This window comes from Mucilaginibacter sp. SJ (genome assembly GCF_028993635.1).
In the GTDB taxonomy this organism is placed as follows: domain Bacteria; phylum Bacteroidota; class Bacteroidia; order Sphingobacteriales; family Sphingobacteriaceae; genus Mucilaginibacter.
The window spans coordinates 2,632,027-2,646,544 of record NZ_CP118631.1 but is presented as its reverse complement, the minus strand read 5'-3'; the positions used below and the strand labels follow the sequence as shown (position 1 = coordinate 2,646,544).

12 protein-coding genes are annotated in these 14,518 nt (G+C 44.8%); 6 read left to right on the top strand and 6 right to left on the bottom strand.

Features of this window, described 5'->3' with window-relative positions; genetic code table 11:
• Nucleotides 1–36 precede the first annotated feature (36 nt).
• From MusilaSJ_RS10520 to MusilaSJ_RS10500, 5 genes are all read left to right on the top strand, one after another.
• Complete coding sequence (locus MusilaSJ_RS10520; protein ID WP_274989933.1) at nt 37–432, top strand: DUF4783 domain-containing protein; 396 nt, start codon at nt 37–39, stop codon at nt 430–432.
• 168 nt (nt 433–600) lie between these two features.
• Nucleotides 601–1,446: a carboxylating nicotinate-nucleotide diphosphorylase gene (gene nadC / locus MusilaSJ_RS10515; protein ID WP_274989932.1), complete on the top strand. Its 846-nt coding sequence runs from the start codon at nt 601–603 to the stop codon at nt 1,444–1,446.
• Nucleotides 1,447–1,549: 103 nt separating this feature from the next.
• Complete coding sequence (plsY, locus tag MusilaSJ_RS10510) at nt 1,550–2,203, top strand: glycerol-3-phosphate 1-O-acyltransferase PlsY (protein WP_274989931.1); 654 nt, start codon at nt 1,550–1,552, stop codon at nt 2,201–2,203.
• A gap of 5 nt (nt 2,204–2,208) precedes the next feature.
• Nucleotides 2,209–3,009, top strand: coding sequence for a M48 family metallopeptidase (locus tag MusilaSJ_RS10505; RefSeq protein ID WP_274989930.1), 801 nt, complete (start codon nt 2,209–2,211; stop codon nt 3,007–3,009).
• 49 nt (nt 3,010–3,058) lie between these two features.
• Complete coding sequence (locus MusilaSJ_RS10500; RefSeq protein ID WP_274989929.1) at nt 3,059–3,790, top strand: YqjF family protein; 732 nt, start codon at nt 3,059–3,061, stop codon at nt 3,788–3,790.
• Nucleotides 3,791–3,952: 162 nt separating this feature from the next.
• Here the strand turns inward: MusilaSJ_RS10500 and tnpA are convergent, their stop codons facing one another.
• Nucleotides 3,953–4,465, bottom strand: a complete 513-nt coding sequence (gene tnpA, locus MusilaSJ_RS10495) for an IS200/IS605 family transposase (protein WP_274989928.1) — start codon at nt 4,463–4,465, stop codon at nt 3,953–3,955.
• 242 nt (nt 4,466–4,707) lie between these two features.
• Here tnpA and MusilaSJ_RS10490 point away from each other — a divergent pair, with 242 nt between their 5' ends.
• The gene (locus MusilaSJ_RS10490) at nt 4,708–5,505 is read left to right on the top strand and encodes a DUF3050 domain-containing protein (RefSeq protein WP_274989927.1); all 798 of its coding nucleotides are present in this window, start codon (nt 4,708–4,710) and stop codon (nt 5,503–5,505) included.
• An 84-nt stretch (nt 5,506–5,589) separates the two neighbouring features.
• On the opposite strand, the gene MusilaSJ_RS10485 is transcribed toward MusilaSJ_RS10490, so the two are convergent.
• From MusilaSJ_RS10485 to MusilaSJ_RS10465, 5 genes are all read right to left on the bottom strand, one after another.
• Complete coding sequence (locus MusilaSJ_RS10485; RefSeq protein WP_274989926.1) at nt 5,590–6,384, bottom strand: FHA domain-containing protein; 795 nt, start codon at nt 6,382–6,384, stop codon at nt 5,590–5,592.
• 25 nt (nt 6,385–6,409) lie between these two features.
• The gene (locus MusilaSJ_RS10480) at nt 6,410–10,486 is read right to left on the bottom strand and encodes an FtsW/RodA/SpoVE family cell cycle protein (RefSeq protein ID WP_274989925.1); all 4,077 of its coding nucleotides are present in this window, start codon (nt 10,484–10,486) and stop codon (nt 6,410–6,412) included.
• Nucleotides 10,487–10,489: 3 nt separating this feature from the next.
• Nucleotides 10,490–11,923 carry a protein phosphatase 2C domain-containing protein gene (locus tag MusilaSJ_RS10475; protein WP_274989924.1) on the bottom strand — a complete coding sequence of 478 codons (1,434 nt, stop codon included), beginning with the start codon at nt 11,921–11,923 and terminating at the stop codon, nt 10,490–10,492.
• A 90-nt stretch (nt 11,924–12,013) separates the two neighbouring features.
• Complete coding sequence (locus MusilaSJ_RS10470; protein WP_090531839.1) at nt 12,014–12,979, bottom strand: hypothetical protein; 966 nt, start codon at nt 12,977–12,979, stop codon at nt 12,014–12,016.
• A gap of 18 nt (nt 12,980–12,997) precedes the next feature.
• Nucleotides 12,998–14,425 (bottom strand): serine/threonine protein kinase, encoded by a 1,428-nt coding sequence (locus MusilaSJ_RS10465; protein ID WP_274989923.1) that lies wholly within the window; start codon nt 14,423–14,425, stop codon nt 12,998–13,000.
• Nucleotides 14,426–14,518: the final 93 nt, after the last annotated feature.

Sequence of the window (14,518 nt, the reverse complement as noted above, 5' to 3'; positions counted from 1 at the left end):
TTGTAACTTTAGCACCAATTAGTACGTTATTATTGTATGAAATTAATATACCTGCCGTCGTTTATTTTTTTACTGCTGCTTCCATATGCCTCAACGGCAGATGCCATAGATAACGTGGCCAATCTTTTAAAAACAGGTAATACAAAAGAGCTTTCCAAACTATTTGCCAATAATGTGGAGATCACCATTATGGAAGACGAGAATGTTTACTCGCAAAACCAGGCTACGGTTATACTGGATAAGTTCTTCGCCAGGAATAAGCCTAAAAGTATTAAGCTGTTACATAAAATAAATTCGGGGGGTAATTATCATTTTGGTGTTTATATTTTGAATACAGATAAAGGCGAATTTCGGGTTGCCATCACGCTTAAAGACGCGGGTAAAGGCACTAACGTTGTTGAGCTGAAGATTGAGGATGAAAAGGTGAAGTGACGTAGTTCATGGATCATAGTTAATGGTTCATAGCACCTGTTTGGAGCTGAACCGTTTTCATAGTCAGAGATTTGCCATGAACCATGAACAATGAACCATTATCTTTACCATAATCAAACCCCTCCATTTAAAAATTGTTGTTACTTTTGACACTCAAAAAGTACACAATTGGATAAAGAACTAATACACCAGTTTATAAATAATGCTTTAAGTGAGGATGTGGGCGATGGCGATCATACCTCCCTTTCAACCATCCCTGCCAACGCTACCGGCAAAGCAAAACTTTTAGTTAAGGACGAAGGAATATTGGCCGGTGTTGAATTGGCTGCCGAAATATTTCATGTGGTTGATCCAAGCCTTAAACTTAATGTGTTTTTGCAGGACGGAGCCCCAGTTAAATATAAAGACATAGCTTTTGAGGTTGAGGGCAATTCGCGCAGCATTTTGACCGCCGAGCGTTTGGTACTAAATTGTATGCAACGTATGTCGGGAATTGCTACAAAAACCCGGCAGATAGTTGATTTGCTGAAAGGAACCAATACTAAAGTTTTAGATACCCGTAAAACCACGCCGGGGCTTCGTTATCTCGAAAAATGGGCGGTGCGTATAGGGGGAGGCGTAAACCACAGATTTGGTTTGTACGATATGATCCTGATTAAGGATAACCATGTAGATTATGCGGGCGGAATAAGGCAAGCTATTGAAAGCGCTAATCAATATTTAACCGACAATGGAAAAAAACTTGCCATTGAAATTGAGGTACGTAACCTTGATGAACTGGAGCAGGTTTTACAAACCGGCCGGGTGAACCGCATACTGCTTGATAATTTCAATTTTGATGACCTGCGGCAGGCTGTTGGTATAATACAAGGGCGTTATATTACCGAAGCTTCGGGCGGTATCGCCATTGATAGTATACGTGAATATGCCGATTGCGGGGTCGATTATATTTCTGTTGGGGCGCTTACCCATTCGGTTAAAAGCCTTGACCTTAGCCTGAAAGCCGTAAAATAGGGTAATTAAAATATCAAATAACACATTGTTAAACAAAGTTTAGTGGTAAAAGCGCTATGATTAAAACGCTTTTACCGCTTCAATTTTGTAATATTGCAGGAGAATGATAACCGTTTACTCTGTTACAGCACTTATAATGGCTTATCTGTGCGGCTCAATACCTACGGCTGTTTGGATTGGTATGGCTTTTTACAATGTGGATGTACGCGAGTACGGAAGCGGTAATGCCGGTGCAACAAATACTTTTCGGGTGCTTGGCAAACAAGCAGGTATCCCTGTGATGCTGCTTGATATATTTAAAGGCTGGGCAGCTACAAACTTTGCTTATTTCATTGGCGCATCTGCTACAGGTGCTATCAATTCAACCGCATATACCAATTATGAACTGGCTTTAGGCATAGCGGCAGTTATGGGCCACCTGTTCCCTATTTTTGCAGGTTTCAGGGGCGGTAAAGGCGTTGCAACTTTGTTTGGAATGATTTTGGCTATACATTTTCATGCTGCCTTATTATGTATAGTGGTTTTTATAACGGTGTTACTGATCTCAAAATATGTGTCGCTTAGTTCAATTGCAGCTGCCTTTACTTATCCTATAGGCGTTACATTTGTTTTTCCGACACCTATCCGGTCGATAGTAATTTATGGCATGTGTATTTGCGTGCTTGTGCTGGTAACCCACCAAAAAAACATTGAACGCTTAATAAGAGGCAAAGAATCGAAAGTTAATTTTTTTAAGAAGAAAACAACAGCTGCCTGATCACCATGAAAAAGTTTAAACCTGTATTAGTCCTGATAGCCATCATGGCTGTCTTTTCCTGCTCAACTGTGCCCTTAACCGGCCGTAAACAATTAAGCCTTGTTGGCGATGCCGAAGTGAACCAGTCGGCCGCGGCAAGTTATAAGCAACTGCTCTCCGACCCTAAAACCAAAGTGGTGGCCAGCGGCGCCGACGCGCAACGCGTTAAAACCATTGGTAACAGGCTGGCTGTAGCCATTGAAAAATACCTCAAAGAAAACGGTTATGGCGATCAGTATAGCTTTCAATGGGAGTTTAACCTGATTCAAAGCAATGAGGTTAACGCCTGGTGCATGCCTGGCGGTAAAGTTGCGGTTTACAGCGGCTTATTGCCTGTTGCCAATACCGATGCCTATCTTGCTGTAGTTATGGGCCATGAAATTGGGCATGCCATTGCCCGCCACTCGGCCGAACGGATCTCACAGGAGATGTTGGTACAAGGCGGTGGTCAGTTAGTAGGCGCAGCCACAAGCCAGCAATCGCAGGCTACGCAAACTGCCATAAGTACTTTATATGGAGTAGGAAGCCAGCTGAAATTATTGGCCTATTCACGTAACCAGGAATCGGAGGCCGACCGTTTAGGTTTAACCTTTATGGCTATGGCCGGTTATGACCCGCATAATGCCATTGCTTTTTGGCAACGCATGGCAGCCCAAAATAAAGGAGGTGCTCCACCCGAATTTTTGAGCACGCACCCTGCTGATGCAACCCGTATTGCCAATATCCAAAACCTCATACCCGAGGCCATGAAATATTATAAAAAATAATTAATCATTTTATTTGATCCCGCCCGTGAAAAGGCGGGATTTTTCTTTTATGGCTAAAAAAGAATTTTTAAAGGCCCAGTGGAAAAACCTCGTAATGCTCAATTACGAGGTTGATGCGGCAATATTAAAACCTTATACGCCGGCAGGAACGCTGTTCGACCTTTGGGAAGGAAAAGCGCTGGTAAGCATGGTTGGCTTCATGTTTTTGGATACCCGGGTACTGGGTATTAAATGGCCCTGGCATATAAACTTTGAAGAAGTTAACCTGCGGTTTTACGTGCGATACTTTAATGGTACCGAATGGAAGCGCGGCGCCGTTTTTATAAGCGAAATAGTACCTAAAAGCATGATTGCGCTCATTGCCAACAATCTTTATAAGGAACATTACCGTGCACTGCCCATGCGTAGCTTTATAACCGCGACAACAGATCACCATACCCAATTTTTATACGAATGGAAACTTAAGGGGCGCTGGAACAAGCTTGGCGCTACGGCAAGCGACACCCTGGTTGATATTAAGCCCGGCAGCCCGGAAGAGTTTATTTTAGAACATTACTGGGGATACAACGGTTTAAGTGAAATAAAAACAATGGAGTACCAGGTTGAGCATGTTTCATGGCAAACGGGTTTGGTGCGCGAGTATGTTTTTGACGCTGATGTTGCCGCACTCTATGGCGCAGCTTTTAAGCCGTTTTTGGAAAAAGAGCCGGTTTCTGCTTTTTATGCACTTGGTTCGGATATCAACGTACGAATGGGGGAGAAGATAGTGGTGGGGAAGTAAGGAGTTATGTGAAAGGTAGTGATGCTTCGAATCTTTATGGTAAACTTATGGAGGTGAATTATTAAGCATGACGATCTGCCCCAGAGGGGCAAAAGGTTTGTAGAAAAATAAATGCCCCTCCTTTTACAGCCCCAGAGGGGCTGAACAAAGCCAACAAGTTAATTATTGAGGCAATTTAAAGATATATTGTTCGTCAAATTCGATATTGAAATCATTTAGCATTTTCCTGTATTCGTCTAAAAATGTAATTTTTCGATGATGCCCTTGCTGGTTTGCTATGTAGTTTACCACCTTATCAATTTGTGACCTGCTATTACTAAAAGCTCCATATCCTTCCTGCCACTGAAATCCGCCATTGGCTAATTTTTGTTTATTAATCCATTCGGATGAGTCGCTTTTTATGATGCGCACAATTTCAGAAATAGATTGATTGGGATTTAATCCGATAAATAAATGCAGATGATCGGGCATGTTGTTAATAGCTATTAATTTGTGCCCTTGGTTTTGAATAATCGAAGTTATGTACATTCTTAACCGCTCGGCCCAGGTATCTTCAATTAACGCCATACGATATTTTACGGCGAAAACGATGTGGATATGTAACTGAGAATAAGTGTTCTTGCCATCCTTCGTGATCAGGTTCGTTAAGTTGAGCACCTCTGGTGCTCTAATCAAATTTACATTATTTTTCTACAAACCTTTTGCCCCTCTGGGGCAGCCTGTCAATTTCTTAAATTTAAGTTAATGATATCGCTTGTAGCAGTAATCTGATCCGTTCCGAGTTAGCTGTGCTTTTAATCCTTATTAAAGTAATTATGATTAAATAATCCCCCCATCACCCCGTCGTCAAAAAAAATAATCATTTCATTAGCGGCCACGTTGTTTGCTATTTTTGCCACCCATACAATTTTTGATATATGGCAAATTACAGCAACCGCATTGCACAGTTAAAAAACGAGATCCAGCCTTTACGCGATCAGCTTATCAGTCACGAGCTTTATAAAAATATTACATCGCTTGATGAGCTTACTGTTTTTATGGAGCATCATGTGTTTGCTGTTTGGGATTTTATGTCGTTGTTAAAAGCTTTGCAGCAAAAACTTACCTGCACCGTCACCCCATGGATGCCAACCGGGAACGCCAATACCCGTTATCTTATTAATGAAATTGTTGCGGGCGAAGAAAGCGATATGGATGAGCAGGGAAACCGTGCAAGCCATTTTGAGCTTTACCTGCGTGCCATGCAGCAAGCGGGGAGTACCGCCGAAGGCATCAATAACCTGTTTAATGAATTAAACTTCGGTAAGCATATTGATGAAGCGCTGATCATTGCCAATATTCCTGTTGCCGCCCGAAATTTTGTGCAGCACACATTTGATGTTATCGGTACCAATAAAGATCATCTGCAAGCTGCAGTATTCACCTTTGGCCGTGAAGACCTGATTCCGGATATGTTTGTAAGCATAGTAAAGGAGCTGAGCCAACAATTGCCGGGTAAGGTTGATATATTGTTATACTACCTTGAGCGCCATATAGAAGTTGACGGCGATCATCATTCCCAACTGGCCTATCAAATGACCGCCGAACTTTGCGGCGATGATGACAGCAAATGGGCCGAAGCGACTGTTGCTGTTAAAGAAGCATTACAGGCGCGCATTGCACTTTGGGATGGGATTTTGGAAGCGATTAAAGTACAGGAAATAAGTTCCCTTTAACCATATGCCGGTAGGAAGGTCATTTCGACAGTGCATGGTTAGGGATTTTTCTTTCGCTTCCTAACGCCCGTTCTTTTCTCAGCTCTATCGGTTTGCTATCGTAGTATACAAAAACACCGCCGATTCTCCCAATATTACCTGGTCGCCTTCACTTAGGGGGTGGCCAATTTGAGTGGAATTGAGTTTGATCATCTTACCATCGGCCGCGATATGGATCTTGGTTTTATTGCGCGGAGGTACGCCGCCTTCATCAGCAAAGATCATGAAGCGCTCGCTTTCTGCATCCCATTCAATATGGGCATGCTGCCTGCTGATGTATTTATTACTTTCGTCCCTGCTCTCTCCCGGAAAAACAAATTGATTTAGCCTGAACGATCCATTTTCGGTAACGGACTTTTTATCTCGCCCAATGTAGAGTTTGGGGTCGGTAGCTTTAATCAGGTATTCTTCTTTTTCGGCCTCACCGCTCAGGATCCGTAAATAGGCTGTAAAGGAGGCCGCATTATGAGCAACCTGCTTGCGGGTATTCATGATAAAGGCTGCATCCAGATCGGGAATCCTTTTCGCTTCCGCCGGGAGTTCTTCCGTGAACTCAACGTCCAGCGTCCAGTCAGGGGGCAAATTGATGTCAAAATCGTCGGCTATTTTTTGAACCTCGTTTTTGAACAACGCTTTATCATGTACATAAACCGCGCCCTCATAAATAGGCTTATCCTCGGCATCGGCAACTATAAAAAGCTTCAGCTCTTTGATATGGCCACCTTCTCCACCTTCTATCTTTTGTAACGATTCTTTAATGAAACGTAATATAGCCTCACGTAAGCTTTTTACATCCCAGGGTTGTTTTTCGCCGCTCCTTTTAAATAAACTAAATGCCATTTGCTCTTTCCTTTCTGCTTAAACACTATTCTTCGGTAGTGGTTTCCGTTTCCATGCTTTTTATATAACCTTTTTTCAGCAGGAAAGGGATCACATGATTGCCGGCCAGGTGTACCGCGTCTGATGATCCGCGGGTTGATTCTACCCGGATACAAACCACCAAATAGCCGCTGCCTTTTTCTTTTGGTGCAAAGAAAACATACCAGCCATCGTTAACGCTCTGGTTCCTTACAATACGTTCCGGCGTACCGGTTTTGCCCGCTACCTTGATGCCTAATATAGGCGTTTTAGGCGCACTTTGCTCAATCATATATTGTTTTAACAAAGCAGCATAACGCGGATCTTCGGCCAGCTTGATACCGCTTTTTACAGCCACTGTTGAATCGGCAATTTTTAGCGCGTACCTGTTTGCCAGTAACATACCGTCGTTAGCCACGCCTGATACCAGCCTTGCTACCGCCGCGGGGGTAGCAATCAGCTCGCCCTGCCCCCAGGCCATGCCCGAAATACCTTTTGCCCTTGTTTTATGGATATTGTTAGGATCGTACCGTGGTTTGGTATTAAATTCGGTTTTACGCCATAAGGTGCGCCACTTATCTTCCTGAGTGGCATTCAATACCGGTTTATTATAATAGTAACCGCCTACGCCATGCAAAAACATCCCTGTTTTAAGGTACAGCGTTGCCATGTACTCTTCCAGGTGTTCCTGGTTGGCCAGTTTAATAAAATATACGTTGTTTGATTTGGCAATGGCGCGCTCCATGGTGATCATCCCTGTCTCGTCGGGCTCAATGCCCTTGGTACGGATCCGCTCCTGGGTGCTCACATGATATTGTATTTCAGATGCAGCGATGCCTAATTTATTAAATGCCGACATCGCCGTTAAAACTTTGGCCGTTGAACCAGGCTGACTGGCATAGGTAAAACCCAGATCGGTAGTGGTTAACCAGGTAGCCAGTTTATTCTGATCGGCCAGTGGCATAGTCAACTGGTCCCAGTTGTGCACAGGAGGCAGCGGGTATTGTGCCGATGTAAGCACATCGCCGGTGTTGGATTCCACGATAACTACTGAAACCCTGTTATCATACAGCGAAGTGTCGGAAGCGATAGATTGCTGAATACTGGTTTGGAGATCGGCATCCATCGTGAGCTTTACATCGCGGTTTTTGTTTTTGAAAGCCTCTACCTCTGGGCCGTTGATATCACTTACAAGGAGATTGGCCAAGGCGCTGTAGTCCTTTTTAGCTACGGTCATTTCTTTCATTCCGCGGGGCAGGAACCGGTCTTCCTGGTAACGTGATGCCTTCACATTATAATTGGTGATAGGCATATGAAACCCGCGAAGTTCGGCGGCATGTTCATACTCGGCAAAATAACCGTTGGTGCTGCCGTTGAAGACACCGGTGTTTTGATCGCCCGTCCAAAAAAACATTTGTTCTTCAAAAGGATAAAACCTGTCCAAACGCTTGTGCATAGCCGAATCCAGGTCATAATGTAGCATGCCCGAAGCGCTTAATTTGTTTTTTTGTTTTTCGATAAGCTCGGGTTTGCTGGTAGCGAGGATAAGGCCGTTACGGTCATAGATGGTACCGGCCTGCAACCTGTTCATCAATATGGCTATACGTGGGTTATAGCTAAACATTCGCAGGCCGCTTTTATCGGCAACCAAAGCAGGTTTTACAACCCATTGCTTATTATCTGTTGTGTAACGCGATACATTCACCACCAATAATACCACTCCGGCAAGCGCGGCTGCCAATGCAGGTACCAGGTTTTTATCCTGTTGTTTGGTGATATAATCCATTTGCACAGTCGTACCCCTAACAGATGATACCGACAACAGGAAGCCCGCTGCCAGCAGATTTATTACCAATGATGAGCCGCCGTAACTTTCAAAAGGAAGGGAAACCCCGGATAATGGCAATGCTCCGATAGAGCCGCCCGCAATCAGCAAAAACTGCACAAAGGTACATACCCCGATACCTGCGCTGAGGTAAAACAGCAGGGGCATCCCCGTTTGCCGACCTATGATGATGGAGCGGTGCAGGTACAACAAAAACAAGATGAACACCGCGGCCATGCCGGCCCAGCCAAACTCTTCGCCAATGGATGGCAATATCATATCGGTATGTGCCTCGGGGATAGTTTTGGCAAAGCCCTGACCAACACCTTGTCCGCTTACCCCTCCACTGGCCATGGCCCAAAGTCCGTTAGCTACCTGGTCGCCGCCATAAACTTCATTATTCCAGGCGTCTTGCCAAATGGCCTTACGCTCAACCAGGCGTTCCACCGGACCGGGGATAATTTTATCGAGCCCCGGAATTTTATCGATGGTTAAAAAAGCAGTGATCACTACGAGCGCCATAATGGCCGATTCACTCAACCTCCTCCGCCTGAAAAATACTACGCTCCCGAGCGAAAAAAATGTGATGCCCGCGCTAAGCCATATATTATCAAAAAACCAGGTAGTGAGCACAAATAGCACCACAAAGCCCGCCATATAAAGGAAATCGCCGCGGGAAAAAGAGAACAGGATGATGAACGTAAAACAGATCACCATGGCCGGACCCAGATCGCCTAAAACCAAAAACAGCAGCAGGGTTATTATTGTGGCTATAAGTGCAAAAGAAAAGAACGACCAACGCTTGCCCCAGCTGGCGTATTGACTGATGAATTTTTCGTTGGTGGCAAAAAATCCCGCAAGGAAGATAACAATGAGGTATTTTACAATTTCACTTGGCTGAAAACCCAGCAGGTTAACTTTTACACCGCTACCCTCGGGGCCGGTACCAAACAAGATAGTGGAAAAGAGGATGCCCATGGCAACAATAGCCCAGGGCCAGCCATTGGCGGCACTCCTGCTCCATTTAAAAATAAGCAAACGGTAAAAGCCTGAGTCGGGGTTAAGACGGCGAAGGTTAAATAGCTGAATGATGCAGATCCCCGCCATACCGATGCCCAAATAAACAAGCGTATCCTTAGCCAGGAACCTATCGCGCAGTGGGTCTTGCAGGCTTAAAAGCGTAAGGAATGAGATACCGGTAAGCATCATGATCAGGGGTAAAATGATCTGATCGGCATTAGGATACCGGGCGCTGAGTAACAGGTGTACGATGATAAAGCTTGCAAAAAAGCTTCCGGCTATAATCCAGTACCACATGTTAAACTCTTCCTGGTAGCGCACGATAAAGGCACCCTCTTTTTTCAGGATGTTAAAATCGCGGGTAGAGAGTAGCTTGATACTATGAGGTGCCTGGTTAAATTTAAAGGTTACGTCTTTGTCCAGTTCGTCAACGCCCTGCGAGCGGCCAAACTCAAAGCCGGGCTGCATGGGCAATACCGAAAATGCTTTGCCGGTTGGCAGTTTGGCAAATACAAACCGCCCCTGTTCATCGGTACGGGCAAAGGCGGTTAATGACTGCAGTACCTTCTTTTTCTGATCGTTAAGTACATACAGTTTTTTGTATGATGAGGCATTTTCCGAATAGGAGGTTTTAGCCCCGGTCTCCTCATCGCTGAAAATGCTGTCGCGGGGCAAAATCATGGTGAGCTTTACCAGTACACCGGGCACAGGTTCGCCTTTGTGGGCTATTGTACCTTTAATGCTGTATTCGCCAAGGTTGAGATCGGTTTGGGCACCCAATGATGGTGGATTTTTCAATTCCTGTTCAAAGCGGATGGAATCATCGCCGGTATAGCCTAAAAGTGTGCGGGAGGTAAGTACGCGTTTCTTGAAAGTTTCACCGCCTTTTTCAAAGGCCTCGTCGGCATTTACGTAGTATTTACGTTTGTTAAGTTCGCCGGTATTATCAACCAGGTCGCCGGTTGTTTTACGCGATGCTATTACCGATTCAATGTAATCAACATCCCTGGGATCATCGAAATAATAACCCTTTTTAAGCAGCGCCTTTACGTTTTGAGCGGTATTGGGCGAGTTAAGATTTACGATAGTACCGTCCTTCAGGCGCTTATCAACATCAGTGAATTTAAGTTGCAATACGCTATAGAGCTTCAAAAATAAAACGGCCAGTAATATGCCTGTAAGCAACAGGAACAGCCGTTCCATTCTCCTGCCGGGTACCTTGGGATTTTCCTGGGCCATTTATCAGTGGGTAGCTTTAGTTGGAACAGAATCAGTTTTGAACATGCTGCCAAACAATCTGCCTGATATGTATTTTTTATTAGGGAACATGTACGATGCCTGGACCGGCGTTAAGCAGTTATTAAACTGCACATTTTTCAGCACCAAGGCATCGTTGTGTGTAATAATGGCTGTGCGGAAGCCGTCAAAAGCAACGCTATCCAACACTACATATTTACAATTAGCAGCCAGCGCGATAGCCGGGCCCGAATAGGTAGAATCTTTCTTAAATACGACGGCACCCTTTGTTTTAATATACAGGCTATCCTTATTGATATGCAGCGTATCGCTCAGCACAATAGGCTGCTGAAAATCAGCCGCCGAAAGTAACAGCGTATGGCCTTTTAATTTGTTAATAGTATCCTGAAGCTTGAGCTCTACCGCGTTTTTAATATGCTGAGCTACCAACGTATCTGTTTTTTTAGGAATAGCAGCCTGATCGGCGTTCTTTTTAAACTGCCAGATAAATCCACCCAAAAAGATAAAGCAAAGCAGGGTAAGTACAGCTACTGTGCCGCCGTTGCCTTTGGTTTTCACCACAGGATCAGGCTCTTCCGGCCTTTTTACCGGGGCGGGCGTAATTGCTTCCTGCTGTTCGGGCGCTTTTACAGCAGCTACCACTGGTTTAGTGGCGCTGTGTTGCTTGCGCTCCTTATCGTTATGTACCAGTACCACGGTCACATTATCCTTTCCACCACGGTTATTGGCTGCATCAATTAGTTTTTTTCCCTTTTCGGGCAGGTTATCGCTGCTGGTAAGGATACTGGTGATCTTGCTTTTATCAACCAGATCGGTTAAGCCGTCGCTGCAAATGAGCAGGATATCACCCGGTAAAAAGGGCGAGTTACCAGTCTCCACAAAATCGGGATCCTGGCCTATCTGCCCGGCAAAGCCAAGGGCTTTATTAATTTCATTGCGTTTGGGATGGTCCATGGCCGCTTCCTCGGTCAGCCGGCCCGAATCTTCCAGGAAGCCTACAAAAGAATGATCTTTCGAGATCTTGATCAGCGAATAATCGCGCAGCAGGTACAGGCGCGTGTCCCCAACGTGGGCATAATAAAATTTATTGTTGATCACATCAACCACGGCCAGCGTAAGCACACAGGCCATGTTTTCAAGATCTTTGTTTTGTACTTTTTCGTCGTAGATCCGTTGATTGGCAATGGTAAAAGTATTTACCAGCAGCGGCACAATATCGCCGGCTATATATTGCAATTGCTCCAGGATGGTGGCGCGGGCAATTTCGGCAGCTATTTCGCCACCGGCATAACCGCCAACCCCATCAACCACACAGGCAATGATAAAATTACCATCACCAGATTTTTCGGCAATAAAAACGTCCTCGTTGTTTTGCCTTTGCTTACCGGTATCTGTTATCCCGAAAAAATTATTTGCCATGGTTTTAACTGGATTTTTTTATGTCGATAAAATGAGCTACCAATAACAGCACACATATTGCCAGCAGCCCTATTGATAATACCTGTGACATTATGGTTCGGGTTTAAATATGTTAATACCTACTATGCCATTGAGCAGGATCCTGGAGTTGAACGGCAGCTCAACCCATTGCGGCGAATTCACGTCGCTACCGGCTACTTCCAATTCGTTGATCAGGGTACGCTCGCCAAAAGATGCCATGTAAAACTTGCCATCGGCTTTATTTAATCGGATGCGCAGGTGGGGGGTGTTCACCCATTCAGACGGTACCTTAAACACGGCCTGCTCGTCCCTTTCCTCATCACTGCCCGATACAACAATATCATCATCCTTGATCAGGTACTCCACCTTGCGGCCAACAAACTGCTTATCGGGCATAATGGTTTCCAGCCGGGCCAGCACCTTGGTTCCGGGCTTAACTACGTCCTTTTCGTTGTGCTGCAGGTCATTAGCATAAGGCAATTCATAATAACCCTCGCTGTAATAAGTAAAGCCTTTTAAAACCTCATTGCTGATATCCAGCGTTTGGGCAACACCCGTTTGGCGCGGAATGAAGGTAACCCGCAGGTTCTCTTCTTTTTTGGCGCTTGTGCCGGGCAGCAGTTTGCCTATGAAGCCCTTATCGCCGCGTTTATAATCCGGGTGTGATACCAGCCTGAATACCCATTTTGAGCTTGAAGGTTCCACCTTTTTGCCTACTTCCTGGTGTTCGCGCAGCAATTCATAAAACTTTTTTACAGATTCATTAACAATAATGCCGAACAAGCCAGAGCGGTTATTTACAAAATCCTGGTAATCTTCCTCGTTAAAGCTGATGATAAATTCATGGTAAAAAACTATCCTGTCGGCAAAAGAAAGCTGCTTGATCGATTCCTTGAATTTTTCGATGATGTATAAATACACGTCATCGGGCGTTAGCGCTTTTATTTTTACAGCCTCCTCGTTTACTGGTTTTCCGTTTGGTAAAAACCAGTCCTGAAGGCCTATCCGTTTCCAAAATGTTGATTTAGGTTCCATGCTGTATTTGCTAAATCATTAAAAGTTTAAGTTAGAGGTATCCGCTTTTTTCACACTATCGCGATAAAACTGCGTATCTTCCTTTTGTTGTTTTGCCCGTTGTATGTTACGCAATATCGAATCGGCGGTTGAATCAACTTCCGGTGGAATATTGCTCTCATCTTTGTAATCACTGGCCTTAGGCTGCTGTACAGAGTCTTTTTTTTGGGAGGGGATAATTTTACTACTTGCAGCCGAATCGCTTGCCTTTTTCGAAGGTTTAAACAGCCTGCTAACCACCCCATTATAAATACGCCCGCCAAACTTATCCATCACCACTGCAGAGAAAACGGTGAAACCGCAAAGCAATATCATGAACAAAACAAAAATTGGCTTTGACATGCGCACCGCTTTATTGTCCACAGGTTCGCTGTTAACTACCTGTGCCGGTTGCTTGTTCTCGTTTTCCTGGTAATATAGCACCAGCCCCTGCAGGCGTTCATTTTCCTTCAATAAAACTTCGGTGTTCCACGATTCATCGGGGTGCGTTGGGCTGATAGCGCCGATACTGCCCTGCATCAAAGCTTCCTGTAATTCAATACCGTTGGCATACCTGTTATTGATGTCTTTTTGCAGGCATTTAGCTACAATCTGCAATAGCCAGGCCGGAACCTGCATTTGCATTTCCTTTTTTTCGTCCGACCAGCTTTCGGGCAGGTTTTTGCGGCGCAGTTCCATTACATCAGGCATCTCCGACTCCATATGGGCCAGCATCACGGCGTTGCGGGCAGTTTCGCCATTATCTTTTAGCGGGAAGGGCACTTGCCCTCCAATCAATTCATACAGGATGATGCCATAGCTGTAAACATCGGTTTGAAAATACATCAGGCCCTCGTTTTGTTCGGGCGCCATAAATTCAATAGCGCCCGCATGACGTATACTGGTACGGCGCTGATCATCAGACATGGCCGAAAGACCAAAGTCAAGCAGCACGTAATTTCCGGTATGTACGTTGAACTTTACATTGTTGCTTTTGATGTCGCCATGCTTTACCGAAACTTTGTGGCAGTGCGATAACGCGTTTGCCAGCTGATCGGCCAGTTTGATGATCTCTTTAATGCTGAAGATAGCCTCATGAGGTGGTTTCAGCAGGTCTTCCAAATCGGGGCCATCAATATATTCCATTTCGATAAACGGGAACGAACCACTTTCGGTAATACCCGAATTAAGGATCTTAACCACATTTGGGTTAGGCTCTTCGTTTACCTTTTTTAGTTTTTCAACCTCGTTCTGGAAATTGCGAAAATTTTTATCGTCGGTGCTTTCGGTGTGAATAGGAGTGGGCAGGAGCTTTACCGCTGTGATAATAGGCCCATAACGGCGACCTTTATAAACAGAGCCCTGGCCGCCCGTTCGTAAAGCCCCCATGTTTTCCAAACCTTCGGTAATAGTAAATACTTTGCTCATTGAGTTATACTTGGGGAATGAGTATTCGTGACAAATATTAAAAACTTTTTACTCAACATAACGCAGGCATTAGTGTTTGGTATAAAAATATAA

Bases quoted from the DNA above. Each gene is read 5' to 3' on its own strand.
- MusilaSJ_RS10465 (WP_274989923.1), bottom strand. From the start codon at position 14,425: ATGAGCAAAGTATTTACTATTACCGAAGGTTTGGAAAACATGGGGGCT.
- MusilaSJ_RS10485 (WP_274989926.1), bottom strand. From the start codon at position 6,384: ATGGCATTTAGTTTATTTAAAAGGAGCGGCGAAAAACAACCCTGGGAT.
- MusilaSJ_RS10520 (WP_274989933.1), top strand. From the start codon at position 37: ATGAAATTAATATACCTGCCGTCGTTTATTTTTTTACTGCTGCTTCCA.
- MusilaSJ_RS10505 (WP_274989930.1), top strand. From the start codon at position 2,209: ATGAAAAAGTTTAAACCTGTATTAGTCCTGATAGCCATCATGGCTGTC.
- plsY (WP_274989931.1), top strand. From the start codon at position 1,550: ATGATAACCGTTTACTCTGTTACAGCACTTATAATGGCTTATCTGTGC.
- MusilaSJ_RS10470 (WP_090531839.1), bottom strand. From the start codon at position 12,979: ATGGAACCTAAATCAACATTTTGGAAACGGATAGGCCTTCAGGACTGG.
- MusilaSJ_RS10480 (WP_274989925.1), bottom strand. From the start codon at position 10,486: ATGGCCCAGGAAAATCCCAAGGTACCCGGCAGGAGAATGGAACGGCTG.
- MusilaSJ_RS10490 (WP_274989927.1), top strand. From the start codon at position 4,708: ATGGCAAATTACAGCAACCGCATTGCACAGTTAAAAAACGAGATCCAG.
- MusilaSJ_RS10475 (WP_274989924.1), bottom strand. From the start codon at position 11,923: ATGGCAAATAATTTTTTCGGGATAACAGATACCGGTAAGCAAAGGCAA.
- MusilaSJ_RS10500 (WP_274989929.1), top strand. From the start codon at position 3,059: ATGGCTAAAAAAGAATTTTTAAAGGCCCAGTGGAAAAACCTCGTAATG.